Raw genomic sequence first — 20,834 nt, 5'->3', positions numbered from 1 at the left:
AGGCACCCGCGAAGGGCGGCAACGCCCCCCTGGCCCGCCACTTCAATCTATCTAGCATAAGGACTGCCATGATTACGCTTTGGGGCCGCAACAACTCCACCAACGTCAAAAAAGTACTCTGGGTACTGGAAGAGCTAGCGCTGCCCCACGAGCAGATCGTGGCGGGCCTGCACCACGGCGTGAACGACACGCCGGAGTACCTCGCCATGAACCCCAATGGCCTGGTGCCGCTACTCAAAGACGACGCGACGCAAAGCGTGCTGTGGGAGTCCAATACCATTCTGCGCTACTTGGCAGCGCAGTACGCTCCTAATCATCTATGGATCGAAGAGCCCGCCAAGCGGGCGCAGATGGAAAAGTGGATGGATTGGTCCACCAGTCTGCTCACCCCCGCCCACCGCACCATTTTGATGGGGTACGTTCGCACCCCGCCGGAACAGCGCGATAGCGAACGGCTAAACCCTGCCATTGCTACCTGTGAAAAACTCCTCGCCCAGCTAGACACCGCGTTGAGCCAGCAGCCTTGGTTCTCCGGCGACGCCTTCGGCCTCGCCGATATCGCCATCGCCCCGTTCACTTATAACCTGCTCAACAGCGGCCTCTCCTGGCAACCCCGCCCGCACCTCCAGCGCTGGACAGAACGACTCGCCGAACGGCCCGCCTACCGCAAGATCGTGATGATTCCAGTCACTTAAAAACTCATTTTAAACTCGGAAGGTATCGTCGCCGCCGAAGAGGGTCAACCACCCTGTAGCGCGGCGTAACGAGCACCGCGAGGCACCCGCGAAGGGCAGCAACACTGCCCCTGGGCTGTTGTCTTAAAAGCCGACTTCCACTTGCGCCAACTCCCTATCCAACCCCTTCAATACCTCACACCTCAACCCATGCCGCTCAGCGCGCTCAATCAACGGCCCTAAAATCGCCCCCCGCTCGGTCAGCCGTTTGGCCTCAACATCCTGCAACATCGAGGCTTTATTGTTCGCGGTGTTCTCCACCACCTGCCACACCAGTTCCAACCAGGCGGCTTCACCCTCGCCACCGTTCGGCGGCACAACCCCTTCCTTCGCTAAAATCGCCGCGACTTCCCTCACCACGGCCACTACGCGGCCTGAATAGGCATCTCCACGAAGCTCCCCATTACGCACGCCATGCAGCGCCACTAACGGGTTAATCGCCGCATTCACCGCTAACTTCTGCCACAGACGGCTGCGAATATCGTTCACCTCTGAAGCAGTAAGCCCAGCCTCACTCAGCAGCACCGCTAAGGATGCCGCTAACCCGGCGTGCTGGTTATCTAAATCCCCCACAAACGTTGGCCCGCGCCCGGCGTGTACTACGCCATCATCTCCGGTTAAGTACGCCCCCTGAGTGGTGGTAGCGCACAGCACCGGCCCTGGCCACGTTTGGGTAATACGCGGCTGCGCATAAAAACCGTTCTGCCACAGTACCAGTGGAGTAGAAGGGGGCAGCGCGCTCGCGATACTCGACAGCGCCGCCTCGGCGGCCATGGCTTTGGTGGTGATGTGCACGAACGCAGGTGGTGCAGGCGTATCCGCCACCAACTGTTCAGCGGTAAGTGAGGTTAAATGCTGAACACGCACGTCGCCTTCCGGCGTGGTCAGCACCTGCCGCGATGGCAATGCAAGGCGGCCAATTACCGCCACATCAACGAGCGGGGCTAGGGAGTGCGCTAACAAACGGCCAATGGCCCCAGGGCCAAGAATCCAGTGGGTGGTCATGGAGGAAGCATCTTCAGCAGCGAACGTGTTGCAAAGCTTACCTTTTTCGGTATGAAGAGGCTAAGAGTGAAAAGAACGGTGTGTGACTAGTTTCAATTGACGTCGATTCAAAAGATATGCCAATTCGTTCGGTAGTGTATTTGAAGAGGTCTAATCAAGACGATGAGCAAATGGTGGAGAACAATCCCGGTCATCAGTGGAAATCGCGCACAATCCACAAAAATAGAGCAACAAATGGAGCGGTAAGCCAAACCACAACAACCCTCAGCCCGATAACCCCCCAGGACCACCCACAAAACCGCTCAACAGCCGTTCGATTTCCTGGGCAGGCATCGGGCGGAAGAAGAAGAATCCTTGGATGAGATCGCAATGTAGGTCGCGCAGCAGGGAGAGCTGTTCGGCATTCTCGACGCCTTCGGCCACTACCTCTAATCCCAATCGATGACCGATGAGGATGGCGCCTTCCAGAATGGCTCGGTCTTTTGGTTGGGTAGGCGCATCCTGAATGAAGGAGCGGTCGATCTTCAGGGCCGTGGCGGGGAAGTGCTTGAGGTAGCTTAGGGAGGAGTAACCAATCCCGAAATCATCGATCGCAATGCGTATACCGCGATGATAAAGACGCCAAAGGTCTTCGAGGACGGTCTCGTCGGCTTCGATGAGGATGTTCTCGGTCAATTCGATGCCGATATCCTGCGGGGCCAAGCCATGGCGCTGTAGCGTGTCCTCGAAACGTTTGAGGGCGCCGGGACGTGTCAGTTGCCGACCCGAGATATTGATGTCGATCCGGTGCCGATGAAACCCCTTGGCACGCCACGCTACCTGCTGGTGACAGGCTTCTTCGATGACCCAATCGCCGAGACGATGGATCAAACCGGAGCGCTCGGCCAGCGGGATGAACTCGGCAGGCGAGATCGTCGGGCCCTCGGGGGGCTCCCAGCGCAGCAACGCTTCGAGGTTCTCTATTCCTCCGCTGACCGCGGAGACTTGCGGCTGGAAGTGCAGGGAGAGTTCGCCATTATCCAAGGCCTCTTCGAGTCGCGACGAAAGATAGTGCTGGCGAACCAGCTCATCATGCAGCTTCTGCTGGAAGAAACGTACGGTACCCCGGCCCTCGAGTTTGGCCCGGTTCTTGGCCACATCGGCATTTCGTATCAATTCCCGTGACGATTCACCATTGTCAGGAAAGAGCGCCACGCCCAGGCAGGCCGTGACCTGACGCTCCCGACCATCCAAGACGAACGGTTTCCGAAAGACATTCTGAATACGACGAACCACGCGTTCGACATTGGTGGCTAAATGGCCGCAGGGAAAGGCTAGCACGAACTCGTCGCTAGAGACGCGAGACACCAGGTCAGTGACGCGCTGGCACTCCCGCAGGCGTCGAGTCAGCTCGACGAGCAGGCGATCGCCCTGGTCATAACCAAGGGCATCATTGATCTCGACGAAGTGATCGATATCTAAATAAAGGGTGGCAAGACTGTTGCCCACACGGCGACAGGATTCCAGCAGGTTGTCCAGGTCCATCTCGAAGGTCTGCCGGTTAGGGAGATGGGTGAGCCTGTCGAAGCGGGTGGCAAACTCCAGGTCCCGGTGGGCACGTTTCTGGTCAGAAAGATCGACATCCACGCAAAACAGCAAGGGGGCATCGGTATGCTCATTGAGCATCAGGTGCTGTGAATAGACCGATATCCGTTCGCCGGTTTTGTGCATGAGTTCGAGCTCTCCGGCGGGTATGGCGACGCCTTCTTCGATCCAGGCGCTATGCGCCTGAATCACTCCCTCACGCATAGGGCCTGGAATGATCAGGTCTTCCAGTAATTCTCCCAAGGCTTCTTCAGGTGTATAGCCATAGAGGCGGGTGCTGCCTTCGTTCCAGTAAATGACGCGTCGATCGCGGTCGTACCCTTGAACGGCCACTTTCGGAAGGCTTTCCAGCAGGGTGCGAAATCGTTGTTCACTTTCTAAGTATTGGCGGCGTACTAACTCGATCTCTTCTCTGCCTGCATCATGTAGATCGACGTCCTCCGCTGGCGGCGGCTTGGACACCTGACACCGCTCATTGGGAAACGCCTTGGGGTGCTTCTTCGGACGTTCCAGATCTCTGTGATGTCGAAAATCGCGGGCAGTCATGGGATCCACTTAAAGAAAAACACTTTCAATGGCCATCATAAGGGTAACCATAAGGCATTTTGTTGTATTTATCCTACACCTATTGGTAGGAGATGAATTACTCCGATATAACGCCGACGGTCTGATCCTTTTGGCAACAAAATCACTCTTTTTACCTACATTTCTTTGACATATCCTTGCAACTCTTTTCATTTTTCTTCTGTTGGCCGGGGTGTTGATACCGGCCGCACCGGGCAATTCCGCCCAAAGAACAGGAGAATACTCACATGAAACTCGATACTCTCACACACGGTGTCGAACTTCCCTCTATGTCTGCCCATCCCATTGCCGAGTATTGGCGTCCCGAAGTGATCGAGGCGCTGCGGCATCAGGATTGGGCGAAGACCGATCTTCGCGAGCGAATCGATCTGGCTGCCTGGCAGGGTTTCGTGGCGGACCTGCCCCGCGATCCTTATGTCAATCTTCGCTGGAAGCGGATGTCATGGCTCGCTCTGAATGATCAGGGAGAGGTAGAGGATATGGGCCAGTGCCCGATGGCACAGGGAGGTGCTTTCAACGATGCGGAAAGCATGGCGGATCGCTTGCGGTATTATGATCCGCTGACGCAAGCGTTTTTAGCACGCCCCGATGTCAAGGCTTTCGTTCTCGCCTGGGCAACGCTTTGGGGCATCGGTGCGCACGAACCCATTCTGATGCAGATCACTGGGGTTCGCGGGGAAGGTGCCGTCGACCCTCTTCAGGGGCAGGGGATTCATGCCGATGGCTGCAAGGCGCTTAGCATTCTGGTTCTCAATCGGGAAAACGTCGCGGGCGCCGAAAACCACCTCTTTGCCGACAAGGCGGGCACGCAGTCATTGGTCGATATCACGCTGAACCCTGGTGATATTCTTCATCTGCGCGACGATCGGCTGTTTCACAGTGTCGATGGGATCGAACAGCTCGATAGTGAGGCCCCTTTCGAGCGTTTTATCATCATTATCAATAGCCGATTCGTGGATGATTTCCAAAACCGGATATTGCGTCGTCATTTCCCAAAAGCGGTCCTCAATGAGCGTCGCTGACACTCGCGGTAACTTGAACAACGAGTAATCACAGCGCCCCCGGGGTTCCGGGGGCGTTTTGCGTCGAGTCACTGTTTTCAGGGAGCGACGCGGTTACTGGCACTGGTGAAGCCCATCAATGAAATATCCAAATCTATACGGTCGCCGCGGGGACCTATCATGCTGAGGGTGGCTGTCGTTCCATTGCGCAGCTGTTGCAGCATAGCGGGCTCGATGGGGGCGTCAGCGCGGCAGCCTTGTTCCTGACAAACCTGATAGGGGAACTGGATAGGCTCTCCATTATCCACCACTAACTGCAAGCCCGCTGCCAAGCGAACCCCCAGTGGCACGAAGAAGCTCATGACGGGTCCGTCGATTTGCGGGGGGTGTTCGAGCACGACCTGCATCAATGGTTGGTCGCCGCCGGGCTGTGTGACCATTTGTACCATCGCGCAGCGAGCCGGGCCTTGGCTATCTTGGCAGCGTACTTCCCAATCTTGAAACGACTCGGTCGTGACATTACTTCCAGGTGCTGATCCCGGCTGTTGGCCGAAGGCGCTGGATGAAAACGCCAAGATCGATAACAGTCCCATCGTGCATAAGGTTTGAGTAAACCGGTGTGGCATTGCCTAATCTCCTATAGGTTTATGGATGGTGGATGAGGCTACCACCATGCCTGCTTGCTCCCTCGATATCCAGCGTAGTGACGATAGGCGCCAGGGTCGAGTGGGGACGCCTCTCTTCGACGCTAGTTGCTAACCTTTAGTAAGCTGCTTTGCCAGCGAAGCGACGTATACTCTGCGTCATGTTTCTCGATTTAGGCGACCTTTACGCATGTGTCTTCGATGTGTCAGACCCGTTTTCTTCCTCGCTCTATTGGCTTTGCTGGCGGGCTGTGGAGAAACGCCCACCGGGCGCTCCCAGCTGGCTCTGGTACCCGGCCCGTTAATGGCGGATATGGGCGCCGATGCTTTCGATCAGTTACGCAACACACAACCCATCAGCCGTGATGCGCAAGCGAACCAACTCGTCCAGTGCGTGGCGCGTTACGTGGTGGCCGGTGCCGAGGCGAGCTACCCTGGGCTCGATTTCCCTGAACGCTGGGAGGTGGTGGTATTTGAAGACCCTTCCCCCAATGCGTTTGCGCTGCCGGGCGGGCGGATCGGTGTGCATAGCGGCTTGCTGCGAGTGGCGCAAACCCCTGCACAGCTCGCTGCCGTCATGGGGCATGAAGTGGCTCACGTACTGGCCGACCACGGCAACGAACGCTTGACCCAAGAGCTGGGCATCAAGGCCGTGCTCGTAGTGGTAGGGCTGTTGGGAGAGGGCGAGTTTGGTAACCAGCAACTGATGCAGGCGTTGGGCGTGGGCGCTCAACTGGGCATTAGCCTGCCGTTTAGTCGTACTCACGAAGAGGAGGCCGACTTGATGGGCCTTGAGATCATGGCTCATGCCGGGTTCGACCCTCAGCAGAGCGTGGCGTTATGGCAGAACATGGCGGCTGCGGGTGGGGGGCAGCCGCCGGAATTCCTGTCCACCCACCCTGCCCATGAATCGCGCATACGGGCACTGCGAGGGGCGCTGGAAGAGGCCGATGCGACTTACCGCACGGTTGCTCCAGCGCAGTGTTGAGCAGAGCAGCCACCTTGTATTATCGAATTGAAAAATGGCGGAATAACGTGGGGAGTGTGGCGCTGTGCCGTTACAAAAAAAGCAGGATGTGGTGCATGGGCTAACCGGCCAATTTTGCGATGCTAGGCGTGAGCAGAGGTATCGTTGGTCTATCCAAGAACGCGTGCGAAGCGAGTTCCGTCTTGCCGTGAGCGTGGCGGCTGGTGTGTTTGGCATGTTTGCCATCGCGGATTACTACTTGTTGGGTCTTACCCGTGCGTTTTATACGCTGTTGGCCCTGCGCGTTGTGGTGGTCAGTCTATGCCTGTTGGTGGTGTATTTGGTGCGGCAGGGTAGCAAGTGTGATGACCGTCGTTGGCTACATGCCATACCGTTGTGGGTATTCGCCACGGGTATCATTTTGATCGTGCCGTTGCGTCCTGAGAGCCTATCCACGCAAATCACGGCCGTAGTGGTAGCCACGATGGCGTTCTATCTGCTGATTCCCAATCGCTTGATGATCGTGACGGCGGCAAGCCTCTATCTAAATATTGGCTTTTTAGTGGCGGCGGTGCTGTTTGCTGATGTGGCACCCGTGCCGACACTGTTGATCTCGTTACTGCTGATCATGGGCATGGTGGTGGGGTTTTTTGCCTTGCTGCGCCTGGAAATCTTGCAGCGCAAGCAGTATGCGCTATTGCATGAAGAGCGCGATCAAAATAGCCAGCTTCATCAAGAAATCGCCCATCGGAAGTCGTTAGAAGAGCAGTTGAGGGTGCTGGCTGAGCGGGATGCGTTGACGAAACTCAATAACCGGGGCCACTTTATGAACGTGGCTAAACAGCTGCTGCAGAGCTGCCAAGCCGATCGTACGCCGTTCAGCCTATTGATGATCGATGTGGATCACTTCAAACACATCAACGACACCTGGGGGCACAGCTATGGCGATGGGGTGCTGGTCCGTATTGCCGAGGTCTGCGCCAACGCGCTGCGCCCATCGGATGTGATCGGACGCTTTGGTGGGGAAGAGTTCGTGGTGGCTCTGCCGAGCACAAGTGCTGCCGAGGCGGAGCACATCGCCGAACGCTTGAAGCAGCGAGTGGCGGCATTGGTCTTTAAAGATGGCGTGAGCGAACTGACACCGAGCGTCACCATCGGCGTAGCCACCAAAGATGCAGAAGCGAGTGGATTGGAGGCGTTGATCAAACGCGCTGATGAATTACTCTATGAAGGCAAACGCGCTGGTAGAGACCGCGTGGTGGTAGGCCGCGAAGGTCTCAGTCCCCGTTAACCAACCGGCTTTGATGTGATGTTGCCCAGCCAATGGCTACTACTTGCCGATCTCGTGCTGATTCTCCACGTGCTGTTCGTCGCTTTCGTGGTGGTTGGCGTGGTGGCTATTTACGTTGGGCGAGGATGCCGCTGGGCGTGGGTCCATCATCGTCCGTTTCGGTTACTCCATTTGAGCGCCATTGGTTATGTAGTGGCGCAGGCATGGTTAGGAGTGGTATGCCCGTTAACTACCCTGGAAATGGCGCTACGCGCCGAGGCGGGCGTTGCTACCTATGCAGGATCGTTTATTCAGCACTGGTTGCATCGTTTGCTTTATTTCTCCGCGCCAGAATGGGTGTTTGCGGTGGTCTACACGCTGTTTGGTGGATTAGTGCTGGCCAGTTGGTGGGTCGTCCCACCGAGGCGGCGAGGTAAACCACGCGGTTAAACACTCTACATGGTGATATACATTTGAATAACCGGCGGTTAGCCAGCAATGCCGTGCCGATTTCGAGAGACAGATGTAACCTCCCATCCCAATAGCGCCACCCCTGACACCGTTGGCCCTCGGCAGGCCATTTTGTTGATGGCAGCCGTCACTTGCTGCGCCTATTTTGAAAATATATGATACGTATATATTGTGTATTCATTTCATATATTAGGTGGCGTGATGGGTATCGTGAAGATTGACGATCAGTTGCATGAAGAATTGCGCAAAGCGAGCACGGTGATGGTGCGTTCAATCAACGCACAGGCGGAGTATTGGATCAAAATAGGCATGCTGGCTGAGGCAAACCCCAGTATGTCTTTCACTGACATTATTCATGAACAAATGAAGCAAGCCGACGTGGATGTCAGGAAGGTGATGGGTGAGTAGGGTTGCGCTGAAAAGTCCAGCAGAGCTTGCCTTGATGCGTGAGGCTGGAAAGCTGCTGGCGCAGGTATTTCACTATCTCGACACGCGCATCGTGCCGGGGATCTCGACGATGGCTATCGACCGCTGGGCCGAGCGTTACATTGTCGATGAACTGCACGCCCGGCCGGCGAGCAAGGGCCAGTACGATTATCCCTTCGTATTGAATGCCTCGGTGAATCACGTGGTATGTCATGGTATCCCATCCGACACCCAGATATTGACATCGGGGGATATCGTTAATGTGGATATCACCCTGGAAAAAAACGGCTTTATCGCCGATTCCAGCAAAACGTATTTGGTAGGGGACGTGACGCCCAACGCCAAGCGTTTGGTGGATAAAACCTATGAAGCCATGTGGCAGGGTATCCATGCGGTCAAGCCCGGTGCCACATTGGGCGACGTGGGGTACGCCATTCAGTATCACGCTGAACGCCACGGCTATTCGGTTGTACGTGAATACTGCGGCCACGGCATTGGTCGTGAGATGCACGAAGAGCCTCAAGTGCTGCACTATGGTAAGCGGGGCAAAGGCCTTACGCTGCAAGAGGGAATGGTGTTCACCATTGAGCCCATGATCAATATGGGCAAAGCCAAAATCAAAACCAAGCGCGATGGCTGGACCGTTGTCACCAGCGACAAAAAGCTCTCGGCGCAGTGGGAGCACACCGTGGCTGTGACGGCGACGGGGGGTGAAGTGCTGACGCTGCGCGATGACGAACACCTACCCGTCCTCAGCGATTAGCGCGGCGTCATCATCCTCTTCTGGCGATGCGTCCCATGTGCGTTAAGCTGAAACGGCAGGTGCTAACATGTGCTTGTCGTACTGCGCTAATGCTCAAAGAAAAGGATGTCGACGATGGCGAAAAAACCAACGGATAAGGGCAATATGCCCACACAGCAGCCACGCGCCACGGTTGCTTGTGGCCCTGAGAAGCTGCTGCTGGACGCCCTGGAGCGCGGAGGGAGCTGCCTGGAGACCGGGCGCTTTCTCATCAGCTATCGCGATGGCCAAGTGGAAGAGGGCATCCAGGCATTGAAAGCCCATCACCTACGCGTCGCGGATGCCCGTGACTTCAACGATCAAGCGGTGAGCCTCGAGGAAGCCGGAGATGCCGAGGCAATGGTGTTTCCTGAGATCGGCGTGGCGCTGATCGGCGGTGATGCCATCGAGCATCATGGCATGGGCGTGCTGGATGCGCTTGCGGCAGATAGCCCCATCGAGATCATCGAGCCGGAGTATTTTGCGTTCTCGGAACACTCGGAGTATCTCCGTGGCTTCTTACGTGCTGCCACTACTATCGCACAGGATTTGGGCGTAGAACTGGATAGCGAAGAGGCCCCGTCCGAACTAGAAACAGCGCTGCGGCCGACCTGGGGGTTAAGCCGATGCAAGGTGCCGCAAAGCTGCTGGAGCGGAGCGGGCATCAAAGTCGCTGTATTGGATACCGGCATGGATCTGGGCCACCCCGATTTTGCAGGCAGGGAGTTCGTTACCCGCTCGTTCGTTGGAGAGGCCGTCCAGGACATGAACGGGCACGGTACCCACTGTATCGGCACCGCCTGCGGCCCTCAGGCTCCTGCCGGTACGACGCCGCGCTACGGCATCGCTTACGACGCGCAGATTCAGGTGGGAAAAGTCCTCACTAATGCCGGCAGCAGTACCGGAGCCGGCGTGCTGGCCGGTTTGAACTGGGCGATTGCCAATCGGTGTGAAGTGATTTCGATGTCGTTGGGCAGCCAAAGCCCGGTACAGGCGGCCTACACTCATGCCGGGGCCGCGGCGCTGCGTAACGGCTGCCTGGTGATTGCCGCCGCGGGGAATGCCGCGACGCAAACGGGGGCACCGGCCAATTCGCCCACGGTGATGTCGGTGGCGTCTCTAGACCCCAGCTTATCGCCCTCTAATTTTTCCAACTACGGAAAAATTGAGATTGCGGCCCCTGGCCGCGATGTTTTTTCATCGTGGCCACGGCCCACGCGGCATAAATCGATCAGCGGCACCAGCATGGCCGCGCCCCACGTGGCGGGCTGCGCGGCGCTCTGGGCACAGTCGGATGCCTCGCTGCGTGGCCGCAAACTCTGGGAGCAGTTAGTGGCTTCTGCTAAAGCGTTGCCTCTGCCTGACGCTCAGGTAGGCGTTGGACTGGTGCAGGCCCCTTAACTCTCACTATGCGCTGGGTGTCTAAGCTCCAGCGCCCAGCGCACGACTTGTGGAGAGACACTCAATGGCAACGGTCACGCTATGGCTAATCACGATCTCCAGCGATCAACCGATTCAAGACATCGCCACCCGCCTCAGCGCCGAAGGGCTCACGGTCCGTGAGGTGCTAGAGGAGATCGGCTGCATTACCGGTGCTGCCGACGATGCCACCGCGCAGCGGCTTAAACAGGTGCAAGGGGTGTTAGATGTTGCTCCCGATGTACCCATGGATCTTGGCCCACCGGGGGCAGATGAGACGTGGTGACGACCACTATTATCATCCTGTTAACTAACCGAAATTCCTATGGTCATGCACTAAAGTAGCTTCTGTACTGAGGCGACGTCAGCATTGGACGACGTTCATTTCGCCAAGTAGTGAAGGGCTACGTCATGCCTCCCATTTCCATCGATGTGCAATTCACTGAGCTCATGAATCAGCTCCGTCACTTAGGTGCCATTCGGTTTGTGATGATGGGAGTTTGTGCCGCCTTTACTATTGGGCTTCTAACGGCACATTACTCACTGCTAGATGAATGCAACATGCAAGCAATCGAGCGCGCGTTTCATACTCGAATGATCGGCATTATCATCATCGTACTCTTCGCAATCTTCGAGTTATCAGCAAGCTGGCAATACAAACAATTTGCTGATCGAGCGAAAGCGTTAGAGGGCGAAAATGGCGCTGTGTTCAAAGACAGAAAAGTATGCTTATTTGGCCTTGTCACACTCATATCGCTGATCGTTTACGCGCTGCTTCTGGTAGTTTGGTGGTTTTTGTAGCAACGCATCGCCAGGCGGGAGTGCCTAGACCGTTGCTTTCTTGGTTCGCCGCTTCCCCGCCGCACTGCTGCGGCTCCCCGTGGTTTTCTTACTGCCGGTACTCTTGTTGCCAGTACTTTTACGTCGCGTATAGCTTTTCTTAGAAGTACCGCTGCGTTTGGCGGGGCTAGCCGCCTCGCCTTGTGCGTTTTGTAGGCTGTGGCGCAGTTTGGCCGCGTCGCTTTGGCCGAGCAGCGCGCGTAGGTCTTCTAGCAGCGCGTGTTGAAAGGCGTTGGGGTCGTCTTGCTGTTCGGAAATGGCCCGCAGGCGCTGCTCCCAAAGGGCGGTACGTTCCGGCGAGCTGACGGCGCTGGGCAGGGCGGCGATGAGCGCGCAGCCGAGTTTGGTGGCGCGTAGGGCTTTTTGCTGTCGCACCAAGTAGCCTCGCTGTACCAGGGTTTCGATGATGCCAGCGCGAGTGGCTTCGGTACCCAGGCCATCGGTGTCACGCAGCGTACGGCGCACCTCTGGATCCTCCACGTAGCGGCCAATGTTCATCATCGCTTTGATCAGGCTGGCATCGGTGAACGGCTCCGGCGGCCGGGTTTCTTTCTCTTCCACGCCTGTGCCAAGGACCTGGCAGGCCTCGCCTTGGGTGAGCGGCGGCAGCGGCGGGGCTTCTTCGCGGGTGGTGAACAGCGGCTTCCAGCCAGGGTCGAGAATGCTTTGCCCGCGGGCGCGAAAGACTTCGTTTAGCAGAGTGAACTCGGCTTTCACTTCGAAGGTGCGCAGCGGACGGTAGAACTGCGCCATGACGTTGCGCACGATCAGCCGAAATACATGGGCTTCGGTAGCGGAAAGCTGGCTGACATCGGCGGGTTTTCCCGTCGGAGCCAACGCGTGGTGCGCGCCTACCTGCTTGTCGTTCCAGGCTTTCGAGCGCAGGGTGAAGTCGGCCCCGTCGAGCCATCCTCGTAACATGTCGTCATTCTGGCAAGCACCACTTAGGCTGCGCTGGGCAAGCGCCAGGTGCTCCTCGGGCAAGTAGCGGCAGTCGGAGCGAGGGTAGGTAATCAGCTTGTGCTGTTCATAAAGCCGCTGACAAATATCCAGCACCATCTGGGCGGAAAGCCCGTGTCGACGGGCGGCATCAACCTGGAGGGCTGAGAGCGAGTAGGGTAGCGGGGGCGCTTGGCGTTTCTCCTGCTGCTCTAGACTGCTGAGTGTACCATGCGTGCCGGGGAGCTGGGCGGCCAGTGCATCAGCGGGCGTGCGGTCCGTCAGTCGGCCTTGATCATCCAGCGGTTGATGGGCTTTCGGTGCCCACCACGCGCGCAGCTGCCCCTGCGCCACCTGTAAATCTACCCAAAGCGGGTAGAACGGGTAGGGCTTGAAGTCGCGGATGCTGTTGTCTCGCCGCACGATCAGCCCCAGCACCGGGGTTTGTACCCGGCCCACCGAGAGCACGCCATCGTGCCCGGCCTGGCGGCCGGTGAGCGTCCAAGCGCGCGTCAGGTTGATGCCGTATAGCCAATCGGCCCGGGAGCGAGCCTGGGCGGCCTGAAACAGCGGCTGAAACTCAGCATTCGACCGCAGGCTGGCTAGCGCTCGGCTGACCGCTGGGCGGTTGAGGTCGCTAATTAAAAGCCGCTGCACCGGGCCACGGTACTTCAAATGTTCGATCACCTCTTGCACCAGGAGTTGACCTTCACGGTCTGGATCGCCTGCGTGCACCACGCTGGTCGCCTGTTTGATCAGTTTGCGAATCACCGCGAGCTGGCTGCGGGCTTTGGGGCGCGGGGCGAGTTGCCATGTGCCGGGCACGATGGGCAGCCGGTCGAGGCGCCACTGTTTATCGGCAGGGTCGTAGGCTTCAGGTGGGGCTTGCTCCAGCAAGTGACCCAAACACCAAGTCACCGTGGTATCGCCGCACACAATCGCGCCTTCCTGGCGCTTGCCGCCACCGGGCAGGGCGTCGGCAATGGCACGGGCGAGGCTGGGTTTCTCGGCGATAATCAAGCGCATACGGTAGGGCCCTGGCAGCGGTCTTCGACAGAGGGTCATGGTAGCAGAAGCCGCCCGGCGGTTGGGCGTGAGGCGTGAAAATTTATACAGCTACTCGAAGGGTGTCGCGTAAAATTTTGGCGTATAGTTTTTGTATAAAATTAGCGAATTGAGTAAGCTGATACTAAATCTTAAGAGGTCAAGTTCATGCGCGAGCGCGGTAGAACACGACGGTTATTTGGGCTGGGTGCCCGCACGGGTGGGGCTTTGCTTAAAACGCGGCTGGGAGGCCAAGCGGATTGGCGGTCGCTGGGCGAGGCGCTTTTCGAAGGGCTTTCGGAATTGAAGGGCCCGGCCATGAAGCTGGCGCAAATCATGTCCCAGTGGGATGACCTGCTGCCACCCGATCTTGCCAACGAGCTGGCGCGTCTACAGCGTCAGGCTGAACCCATGCCCTGGACTAAGATTCACGAGGCGCTGGTGCTCCAGTACGGCGATATCGACCAGCACTTCCATGAGATCGAAGAGCGCCCCTTTGCCAGTGCCTCCATGGGGCAGGTTCATAAAGCGGTCACGCTAGACGGCGAGACGGTGGTGCTCAAAGTGCAGTATCCCGGCCTTGCCGACGTGTTGGAGAGCGATCTAAAGCAAGTCAAGCGCATCATGGGGCTGGGGCGCTGGTTCAAGGTGCCCCAAGCACGGCTGGATGCGCTGTTCGAGGAGCTGGCGGCGGGCCTGCGTGACGAGCTGGATTACCACGCCGAGGCCGAGGCGCTGGCTCGCTACCGGGAGCGCTACCGTGATAATCCCGCGCTGGTGATCCCTGAGCCGCTTTTTGAACTCTCTGGCCAGCACGTGCTGGCCATGCGCTTTGTCGACGGCACGCCGCTGCGCGATTTAGAAAGTGCCGACGACGCTACACGGCAAAAGGTGGCGGTGGCACTGGCAGATTGGATCACCGAAGAGCTGTTTACCTACCGTGAACTGCACGCCGATCCCCATGCGGGTAACTTCGCTTGCGACGACCAGGGCCGTTTGGTGATTTACGATCTAGGTGCGGTGATCCCCGTCCCCGAAGCGCGGCTCAAAGCCATGATGCAGCTACTGGATGCCACCCTGGCTCGAGACCCGCTGGCCATGGATGAGGCGCTAATGAAGATGGGCGGCCGCCAGGGCCAAGGGGCGCCGCTGGCACTATATCGGGAATCCGCCGAGTGCATTACGCCGCTGTTCGCGCCCGGCGAGCAGGATTTTAGCGACGTGCGCGTTCACCGCCGCTTGCGGGAACTCACTCCTAAAGTATGGGCGGCCATGGACCGCCTGCAGCCACCGGCAGATACGCTTCTGCTCTCACGTGCGCTCAATGGCCACTACTGGAATCTGGTGCGCTTGAAGGCGCGTTTGGACATGCATGGACGCACCGAGCCGCTGCTGCGCTGGGCTAGAGGTTCGGCATGAGCCGTATCAGCTCGTCAATGGCTTGAGCCAGAACACCAGGGTCTTTTCGGTCTCCTGGTCATGGCCGCGATCTTTCCAGGCAAAGAGTGCCCGCAGGTTTGGGTAGCGCTGGTAGCCTTGGCTCTTCCAAAAGCCGTTCAGCGGTGCATATGCTGGCGGTTTGTCAGGATGATCGACCTCGCGCTCGACGGCGCAAAAGGCCGCCGTTTCGAATCCTCGAGCCTTGGCATGAGCTTCCCGGGTTTGCATGAACGCTTTGCCAATGCCTTGACCACGATAGTCGTGTAACAGCACCGACTCGCCGTAATAAAAGACACCGATGGGGGCGATGCCCGCCGTTTCGAAAGGCTGACGAAATGCCTCCACCTCGTTGACCAGCGGTTGGCCCGTGGAGGCCCCCACGAGGCGTTCACCATCGAAAGCGAGCACGAACAAACTGGCCGGATTGTCTGCGTAGCGGCCCAGGTAATCTGCCTCGTAGTCCAGATCACCTTCGTAAAGGTAAGGGTAGTCGTGAAAGACCTGGATGCGCAGCCGCGCCAACGCGTGTAGGTGAGGGGCTATGGCGCGTCCCTGGCGAGTGATTAGCTGAAGATCGTTCATCGCGTCGTCGCTCTTGTCTAGCATCGTTGTCGTTACACTAGCAGGACCAGGGGCGAGGGCCAATCCTCCTGCGTGTGGCGCATCGACCGTGTTAGACTATGCCGCCGAATAGTCGGTGACCGATCAACGTGTTGGAGATGGCAATGCTAGCGGTATGGGTCGATCAACTGCTGGGATTTGCCTCAGGGGCACTCTCGGCAATCAGGCAGCAGGAACACTATCCCGATTTCATGACCTGGGTGCGTGACCAAGGCGCTGCCTGCTTCAACGATAACGTGGCGACAGCACAAGCCTTGGCGCCCATTCTATGGTCGCAGACACCCTTGGAAAGGTTGAATTTTGCCTGCGAACCCTTGGCGACGCCAGGTCGCAACGAGCCTTGCTGGTGCGATTCAGGGCGCAAATACAAGCAGTGCTGCTACCGCGTCGAGTTTCCAACGGACATTCCCGAGCAGATGATGTGGATGCTGTCGCTGCGCGAGTGGAAGGGCGCCACGCTGAAAGCTGCGCTGGAGAGCCAGCAGGCACCGGCGCAAGCCCTGCTGGAAGCGGGATTAATTGCCGCTGAGAGTGGTCAAACGGGCCGCTCTATGCAGATTTTGGAGTCGCTGTTCGATGGCAGCGACTGGTCGCGCCTGCCTGAGCAAGCCGAGCCCGCTTTCGAGATTCTGTTGGATATCTACCAAGAGCGCGGTTTTACTCGCAAGCGCGCCGATTTACTGGACGACGTCATGGAGCGTGGGCCGCTCTTCCTGCGTGGCGTCGCCCTGGAGCGGCTATGCTTGATGCACTTGGATAACGATGATCTAGACAGCGCCCGGGCGGCATTCGTGAAAGCCCAACAGGCGCTGCCCGATTCTCCAACGCTGGCGTATATCGAAGCCATGCTGCTGCTCCACGAAGGCCATGAGGCCGAGGCTAAAGAGCGTGCCAACTTTTGGTATCGCCGCTTGGTACGTCAGGGTGATCTGGAGGAAGACCAGCTCGACTTCTTGGCCGCTTTGGCGGATAACCCGGGTGCCACGCTGGCCGATCAGCTCTTGAGTGCCGAAGAGGACATGGCCACGCCGCTGGTCTCCCTCCAAGCGCTGTTGGCCGCGCTGCCCGTGGCGCCAAAGCTTTCGATCGAGCAGGATCCGGACTCGGGACGGTTGCTTTACACCACCTCGGCTCGTGAAGAGACGCTGTTTGCTGCCTGGCACGAGCAGTTCCAGGTCATGGTAGACGAGGACGTGGCCCTGGGCTTCCGTGACGATCCTTGGGGCAATGCCGTGGAGTGGATGTCGGCGTTGTGCGCACATCCGGAGTGGCTAGACGCCCCTCAGGTGGTGCAAGACCTGACGTTGGCACTGACCAGCCGCTTCGGCAGCTTGCCGTGGATGGCGCCGTCGTTGCTGGAGCCGCTGGCCCTGCGGTTGTCACGCTGGTTGGAACAGGCGCGCGCGGCTGGCGAAGGCAGCCTATGCTGGGACGATGCCGATAACGCCATTTTGCTGCGCACCGGTTTGGCGCTGGTGGTAGGCATGGAGCGCGGCGCTCGCCAGCACTCCCGAGAGCTGGCCGAAGAACTGCTGACCATCGATCAAGAGGACAGTTTGGGTTTGAGAGAACTGGTGCTCGATCAATTGCTACGCGACGACCGTAACGCAGAAGCGCTGGCGCTGACCGAAGAGCCCCAGAAAGACGATGGCTCACTGTTGCTGGGGCTGCTCATGGGACGCACGCTCGCGCTTTATCGTTTAGGCCAGCAAGACGCGGCGGAGTTGGCCATTCAAGCCGTCAAGGCCCATAATCGCCACGCGCTGGACATGATTTGCGCCGAGAATCCGAGGCCTTCCATGCCCCATGCCGATGGCCAAGTGGACCCGGGTTCACGGGCGGAAGCGTGGCAGTATCGTACGCTGATGCGTGACCAGTGGCGCACAACGCCTGGGGCGCTGGAGTGGCTGGCCACTCACTGCTGATGACGGCTGGTCTCGTTGGACGAGCGGCTAATCACGTGCGCCGCTCGTCGGAGCGGCCACCAGCTGCTTGTCGCGGCTTATCCATATCGCCAGCACGATGGCAGGCAAGCCAAGCAGCGTCGCGATGACGAAAAACGTTGGATAGCCTTGAGCGCTCACCACGATGCCGCCAAAGCCGCTCAGGAATTTCCCCGGTAGTGTCATTAGCGATGAAAACAACGCGTATTGTGTGGCGGTATAGGCGCGCGAGGTCAAGCTCGACAAGAACGCGATAAACACGGCACTTGCCAATCCGTTGGCCAGATTATCGCCGATGATCGTCACCACCAGCATGGGTAGCTGGTTACCGACCAGCGCGAGCACTGCAAACAATAGGTTGGTGATCATCACCAGCCCCGCACCCACTATCAACAGCGCTCCAATACCGTACCGGGCGACTAGCAGTCCCCCCAAAATCCCCCCTGTGATACTCATGGCGATCCCAAACACATTGGTGACGTTAGCAATGGTCGCCAGCGAAAAGCCCAGGTCGATATAGAGCGGATTGGCCATGGAGGCCATGGCCAAGTCGCTGATACGAAACACGGCAATGAAGATTAAAAGAGCGATCGCTTTCACGCCGAAGCGACGAAAGAAATCGGTAAACGGGCAAACGATAGCGCCAATGGCCCAGGCCCCCAAACGTCGCAGTGTTTTAGGCTGCCCCCGGCTGGCACGAATGAAGGCGCGTACTTTGGGTTCATGGATGAGCTGCACGTTTAACGAGGCCCGCTTGGGTTCGGGGCGAATCAACACGGTCATCACGCCAATGCCCACCAGCGCCGCCATGGTCAGATACGCCGCGTGCCACGAAACCGCCGAGGCCACGTAGAGCGCCCCGGCGCCCGCTGCTAACAGTCCGCCGCGATAACCGATGATGTAGGTCGATGCCATGGCTGCCTGCACATCGTCATCGGCGGATTCGATACGATAGGCATCGATGGCAATGTCCTGCGTAGCGGAGCCAAATGCCACCAGCAGTGCAAAGGCGGCCACCCAACCCAGATTGCCTACCGGCTCTAGCCCCGCTAGCCCGATGAGGCCAGCAGCAATCATCCCTTGGGCGAGCAACATCCATCCCCGGCGTTGCCCAAAGGCGCGGGTCAGTAGCGGTAGTGCGAGCCGGTCTACCACCGGGGCCCAGAAGAATTTGATCGAATAGAGCATGCCAATCCAGGCGAAAAAGCCGATGGCGGCAACGTCGACGCCGTCGCTGCGCAGCCAGGCCGAGAGTGTCGAGAACACCAATAAAAAGGGCAAGCCTGCCGAAAAGCCTAAAAACAGCATGGTGATCACGGGCGCTTTGCAGTAGATGCCAAGCGCCGCCAGCCAACTGCGCTGGGGTATCGGGGTGGGCATGAAAGGGGCTTCTCCAGAAAGAAAACATCGGTGACGTGGCCCGCTGGAAAACCCGACGATGTTAGACTGTGCCAAGGATTCATGGTCAGCGTGCCATGACAAAGGCGACAGCTTACCGGAGAGGAGTTTTCCATGTCGATTACCGCCCATCAGGTAGTGACCTTGCACTACGTACTCAGCGATGTGCTCAGCGATGGTAGCACCCGCGTGCTGGATGACTCCCGTGCACGTCAAAAGCCGCTGGAGTACCTTCACGGTCATGACAATATTCTGCCGGGCCTCGAGCGTGATTTAGCCGGTAAAACAGCAGGCGATGAAGTGAGCGTCACGCTGACGGCGGCGGATGCGTATGGACTGCGTAACGAAGCGTTGGTGCAGAAGGTGAGCCGCGCTTCGTTTGGTGGCGCGGACATCGAGCCCGGTAGCCGTTTTCAAACGGAAGGCGAAGCGGGGCCACAAATCGTGACCGTGCTGGCCATTGACGGTGATGACGTCACCGTGGACACCAATCACCCCCTGGCTGGCCACACACTGCGCTACCAAGTGAGCATTCTTGACGTGCGTGAGGCAACCCGTGCCGAGCTTGCCAAGGGCCACCCGCTGCCGCCGGGCACCGAACATAGTAAAGTGGAAGATCGCAAAGTGTTGTAAGCCCCCCCTAAAAACTGACCTGCATCAAGTGCACGGCTGCCTTTGAGGCGGTCATTTTGAAAGCTTGATCCAGGTCAGTTTCCTCTTGGCTGAACGCAGTACGATGGCCCCATACATCACAGCGGGAGGGGAACATCATGTACTGGGACGACGCTGTTATTTTTGGCTTGGCCACGGTCGCCTTAGTGATCGCTTTCATGGTGGGGTGGGTAGGCTTCGTGATTCGTGACCACCTGCGCAAAGACGAACGCAAAAAACCGTGATTGCAACGACTCTCATGTGCAGATAGCTCGCAGCGTGATACTGCTTTCGTCAATCGACGGTATCAGTCGTCAGGGGAGGGGGCTTACGCCAAGGTGTAAGCTTCCTGTTGCCGGCCCTTTTGGGTCGGCTTTTTTGTGCTTTTTACTTCACTAATTCTCATTGGCCACGGACCCCCAAAGGGAATCGATTGAGCCGAAAGTGTTAATAGACGTTGAAGAGCATTGGCCTTCTTGCTCTGGTAAAGTGCATGGATCTTATCGTGCACTAAACCAAACTAGGAAGCTGCCTGCTATGAATGCTGTTCCGTCTCGTCTGCCCCTGCGCTTCGGTAGGGCGTGCTCCAAAGCAGCCATGGTGCTCGTTACCTTATTACTGGTTGGCGTGTCGCCCGCGGTTCAAGCACAAGCGCTGAGCTTGATCAATGGGGAGTCCACGCAAAAGGTAGCACTGGGTGATTTGCGTGATCGTGCCGATACCGCCTTTACCGTTTTCGATCCTTTCCAAGGCCGTGATGTCGACATGCGCGGCATCTCTTTCCGTGATTTTTTGATCGAGCATTTTGGCGAGGTGCCGCCGACATTGCACTTTACCGCCTGGGATGATTACGAGGTCAGTCTTGGCGGCTGGGACGACCCGAGTTGGTACTTGGTGACCATCGAAGATGGCGAGCCCCTAAGCCTGCGCTCGCGGGGGCCCATCCGGCTAGTCGAGCGGGAGTATTCTGGACGAGATATCGAAAACTTGCGCGACTTCAACGACTGGATTTGGATGATTCGCAGCATCGAGGCACAGTGGTGACCTCTCCAGATCCAAATAAGCAGCAAG

The 20,834-nt window shown here is 58.0% G+C and carries 21 protein-coding genes; 15 read left to right on the top strand and 6 right to left on the bottom strand.

Translation table 11 applies throughout. The features are described from left to right. Positions 1–68: 68 nt before the first annotated feature. Positions 69–695, top strand: a complete 627-nt coding sequence (locus GYM47_RS10045; protein WP_153843698.1) for a glutathione S-transferase family protein — start codon at positions 69–71, stop codon at positions 693–695. Between the two features lie 123 nt (positions 696–818). Here GYM47_RS10045 and GYM47_RS10040 read toward each other — a convergent pair whose 3' ends face one another. Beyond that, the gene (locus tag GYM47_RS10040) at positions 819–1,739 is read right to left on the bottom strand and encodes a ketopantoate reductase family protein (RefSeq protein ID WP_153843699.1); all 921 of its coding nucleotides are present in this window, start codon (positions 1,737–1,739) and stop codon (positions 819–821) included. A gap of 264 nt (positions 1,740–2,003) precedes the next feature. Continuing rightward, the gene (locus GYM47_RS10035; RefSeq protein WP_153843700.1) at positions 2,004–3,869 is read right to left on the bottom strand and encodes a putative bifunctional diguanylate cyclase/phosphodiesterase; all 1,866 of its coding nucleotides are present in this window, start codon (positions 3,867–3,869) and stop codon (positions 2,004–2,006) included. Positions 3,870–4,135: 266 nt separating this feature from the next. On the opposite strand from GYM47_RS10035, the gene GYM47_RS10030 reads away from it, so the two are divergent. Next, complete coding sequence (locus tag GYM47_RS10030; protein ID WP_139527322.1) at positions 4,136–4,930, top strand: 2OG-Fe dioxygenase family protein; 795 nt, start codon at positions 4,136–4,138, stop codon at positions 4,928–4,930. A 77-nt stretch (positions 4,931–5,007) separates the two neighbouring features. On the opposite strand, the gene GYM47_RS10025 is transcribed toward GYM47_RS10030, so the two are convergent. Further along, on the bottom strand, positions 5,008–5,535 hold the full coding sequence (locus GYM47_RS10025) for an invasion associated locus B family protein (RefSeq protein WP_231125638.1): 528 nt from the start codon (positions 5,533–5,535) through the stop codon (positions 5,008–5,010). Positions 5,536–5,743: 208 nt separating this feature from the next. Between GYM47_RS10025 and GYM47_RS10020 the strand changes: the two genes are divergently transcribed. The 8 genes from GYM47_RS10020 to GYM47_RS09985 all read left to right on the top strand — a co-directional run bounded on the left by GYM47_RS10020 (position 5,744) and on the right by GYM47_RS09985 (position 11,688). Further along, complete coding sequence (locus GYM47_RS10020; protein ID WP_139527323.1) at positions 5,744–6,541, top strand: M48 family metallopeptidase; 798 nt, start codon at positions 5,744–5,746, stop codon at positions 6,539–6,541. A gap of 163 nt (positions 6,542–6,704) precedes the next feature. Further along, a complete protein-coding gene (locus GYM47_RS10015; RefSeq protein WP_231125639.1) occupies positions 6,705–7,811 on the top strand; it encodes a GGDEF domain-containing protein in 1,107 nt (368 codons plus the stop codon). Positions 7,812–7,829: 18 nt separating this feature from the next. Then, positions 7,830–8,240, top strand: a complete 411-nt coding sequence (locus GYM47_RS10010; protein ID WP_139527325.1) for a DUF2784 domain-containing protein — start codon at positions 7,830–7,832, stop codon at positions 8,238–8,240. 222 nt (positions 8,241–8,462) lie between these two features. Next, complete coding sequence (locus GYM47_RS10005; RefSeq protein ID WP_139527326.1) at positions 8,463–8,669, top strand: ParD-like family protein; 207 nt, start codon at positions 8,463–8,465, stop codon at positions 8,667–8,669. Then, positions 8,662–9,450, top strand: a complete 789-nt coding sequence (gene map / locus GYM47_RS10000; protein ID WP_153843702.1) for a type I methionyl aminopeptidase — start codon at positions 8,662–8,664, stop codon at positions 9,448–9,450. The genes GYM47_RS10005 and map overlap by 8 nt, the downstream gene beginning before the upstream one ends. Before the next feature lie 114 nt (positions 9,451–9,564). Continuing rightward, positions 9,565–10,869: a S8 family serine peptidase gene (locus tag GYM47_RS09995; protein WP_153843703.1), complete on the top strand. Its 1,305-nt coding sequence runs from the start codon at positions 9,565–9,567 to the stop codon at positions 10,867–10,869. Positions 10,870–10,933: 64 nt separating this feature from the next. Continuing rightward, complete coding sequence (locus tag GYM47_RS09990; RefSeq protein WP_139527329.1) at positions 10,934–11,173, top strand: hypothetical protein; 240 nt, start codon at positions 10,934–10,936, stop codon at positions 11,171–11,173. Positions 11,174–11,298: 125 nt separating this feature from the next. Then, positions 11,299–11,688, top strand: a complete 390-nt coding sequence (locus GYM47_RS09985; protein ID WP_153843704.1) for a hypothetical protein — start codon at positions 11,299–11,301, stop codon at positions 11,686–11,688. Positions 11,689–11,712: 24 nt separating this feature from the next. Here the strand turns inward: GYM47_RS09985 and GYM47_RS09980 are convergent, their stop codons facing one another. Beyond that, positions 11,713–13,692 carry a DNA topoisomerase III gene (locus tag GYM47_RS09980; RefSeq protein WP_153843705.1) on the bottom strand — a complete coding sequence of 660 codons (1,980 nt, stop codon included), beginning with the start codon at positions 13,690–13,692 and terminating at the stop codon, positions 11,713–11,715. 186 nt (positions 13,693–13,878) lie between these two features. On the opposite strand from GYM47_RS09980, the gene GYM47_RS09975 reads away from it, so the two are divergent. Then, positions 13,879–15,129, top strand: coding sequence for an ABC1 kinase family protein (locus GYM47_RS09975; RefSeq protein WP_139527332.1), 1,251 nt, complete (start codon positions 13,879–13,881; stop codon positions 15,127–15,129). Positions 15,130–15,135: 6 nt separating this feature from the next. Here GYM47_RS09975 and GYM47_RS09970 read toward each other — a convergent pair whose 3' ends face one another. Beyond that, positions 15,136–15,756, bottom strand: a complete 621-nt coding sequence (locus GYM47_RS09970) for a GNAT family N-acetyltransferase (RefSeq protein WP_231125640.1) — start codon at positions 15,754–15,756, stop codon at positions 15,136–15,138. Between the two features lie 119 nt (positions 15,757–15,875). Here GYM47_RS09970 and GYM47_RS09965 point away from each other — a divergent pair, with 119 nt between their 5' ends. Beyond that, positions 15,876–17,696, top strand: a complete 1,821-nt coding sequence (locus GYM47_RS09965; RefSeq protein WP_139527735.1) for an SEC-C domain-containing protein — start codon at positions 15,876–15,878, stop codon at positions 17,694–17,696. 27 nt (positions 17,697–17,723) lie between these two features. On the opposite strand, the gene GYM47_RS09960 is transcribed toward GYM47_RS09965, so the two are convergent. Next, positions 17,724–19,094 (bottom strand): AmpG family muropeptide MFS transporter, encoded by a 1,371-nt coding sequence (locus GYM47_RS09960; RefSeq protein WP_153843706.1) that lies wholly within the window; start codon positions 19,092–19,094, stop codon positions 17,724–17,726. A gap of 132 nt (positions 19,095–19,226) precedes the next feature. Between GYM47_RS09960 and GYM47_RS09955 the strand changes: the two genes are divergently transcribed. The 3 genes from GYM47_RS09955 (at position 19,227) to GYM47_RS18365 (ending at position 20,807) form a co-directional block, all read left to right on the top strand. Then, positions 19,227–19,745, top strand: a complete 519-nt coding sequence (locus GYM47_RS09955; RefSeq protein ID WP_139527334.1) for an FKBP-type peptidyl-prolyl cis-trans isomerase — start codon at positions 19,227–19,229, stop codon at positions 19,743–19,745. Between the two features lie 137 nt (positions 19,746–19,882). Then, entirely contained in the window at positions 19,883–20,008 is a 126-nt protein-coding gene (gene ccoM, locus GYM47_RS18480; RefSeq protein ID WP_255303935.1) for a cytochrome c oxidase subunit CcoM, read from the top strand. A gap of 292 nt (positions 20,009–20,300) precedes the next feature. Then, positions 20,301–20,807, top strand: coding sequence for a hypothetical protein (locus tag GYM47_RS18365; RefSeq protein ID WP_231125641.1), 507 nt, complete (start codon positions 20,301–20,303; stop codon positions 20,805–20,807). Positions 20,808–20,834 lie beyond the last annotated feature (27 nt).

It is taken from the genome of Vreelandella piezotolerans (genome assembly GCF_012427705.1).
GTDB lineage: Bacteria > Pseudomonadota > Gammaproteobacteria > Pseudomonadales > Halomonadaceae > Vreelandella > Vreelandella piezotolerans.
Note: the sequence above shows the minus strand (reverse complement) of the source record. Positions and strands in the feature narration are given on the sequence as shown.

Excerpts from the sequence above, each read along its gene's own strand:
- GYM47_RS10045 (WP_153843698.1), top strand. The coding sequence starts at position 69 with ATGATTACGCTTTGGGGCCGCAACAACTCCACCAACGTCAAAAAAGTA.
- GYM47_RS10040 (WP_153843699.1), bottom strand. The coding sequence starts at position 1,739 with ATGACCACCCACTGGATTCTTGGCCCTGGGGCCATTGGCCGTTTGTTA.
- GYM47_RS10035 (WP_153843700.1), bottom strand. The coding sequence starts at position 3,869 with ATGACTGCCCGCGATTTTCGACATCACAGAGATCTGGAACGTCCGAAG.
- GYM47_RS10030 (WP_139527322.1), top strand. The coding sequence starts at position 4,136 with ATGAAACTCGATACTCTCACACACGGTGTCGAACTTCCCTCTATGTCT.
- GYM47_RS10025 (WP_231125638.1), bottom strand. The coding sequence starts at position 5,535 with ATGCCACACCGGTTTACTCAAACCTTATGCACGATGGGACTGTTATCG.
- GYM47_RS10020 (WP_139527323.1), top strand. The coding sequence starts at position 5,744 with ATGTGTCTTCGATGTGTCAGACCCGTTTTCTTCCTCGCTCTATTGGCT.
- GYM47_RS10010 (WP_139527325.1), top strand. The coding sequence starts at position 7,830 with ATGTTGCCCAGCCAATGGCTACTACTTGCCGATCTCGTGCTGATTCTC.
- GYM47_RS10005 (WP_139527326.1), top strand. The coding sequence starts at position 8,463 with ATGGGTATCGTGAAGATTGACGATCAGTTGCATGAAGAATTGCGCAAA.
- GYM47_RS09995 (WP_153843703.1), top strand. The coding sequence starts at position 9,565 with ATGGCGAAAAAACCAACGGATAAGGGCAATATGCCCACACAGCAGCCA.
- GYM47_RS09990 (WP_139527329.1), top strand. The coding sequence starts at position 10,934 with ATGGCAACGGTCACGCTATGGCTAATCACGATCTCCAGCGATCAACCG.
- GYM47_RS09985 (WP_153843704.1), top strand. The coding sequence starts at position 11,299 with ATGCCTCCCATTTCCATCGATGTGCAATTCACTGAGCTCATGAATCAG.
- GYM47_RS09980 (WP_153843705.1), bottom strand. The coding sequence starts at position 13,692 with ATGCGCTTGATTATCGCCGAGAAACCCAGCCTCGCCCGTGCCATTGCC.
- GYM47_RS09975 (WP_139527332.1), top strand. The coding sequence starts at position 13,879 with ATGCGCGAGCGCGGTAGAACACGACGGTTATTTGGGCTGGGTGCCCGC.
- GYM47_RS09970 (WP_231125640.1), bottom strand. The coding sequence starts at position 15,756 with ATGCTAGACAAGAGCGACGACGCGATGAACGATCTTCAGCTAATCACT.
- GYM47_RS09965 (WP_139527735.1), top strand. The coding sequence starts at position 15,876 with ATGCTAGCGGTATGGGTCGATCAACTGCTGGGATTTGCCTCAGGGGCA.
- GYM47_RS09960 (WP_153843706.1), bottom strand. The coding sequence starts at position 19,094 with ATGCCCACCCCGATACCCCAGCGCAGTTGGCTGGCGGCGCTTGGCATC.
- GYM47_RS09955 (WP_139527334.1), top strand. The coding sequence starts at position 19,227 with ATGTCGATTACCGCCCATCAGGTAGTGACCTTGCACTACGTACTCAGC.
- ccoM (WP_255303935.1), top strand. The coding sequence starts at position 19,883 with ATGTACTGGGACGACGCTGTTATTTTTGGCTTGGCCACGGTCGCCTTA.
- GYM47_RS18365 (WP_231125641.1), top strand. The coding sequence starts at position 20,301 with ATGAATGCTGTTCCGTCTCGTCTGCCCCTGCGCTTCGGTAGGGCGTGC.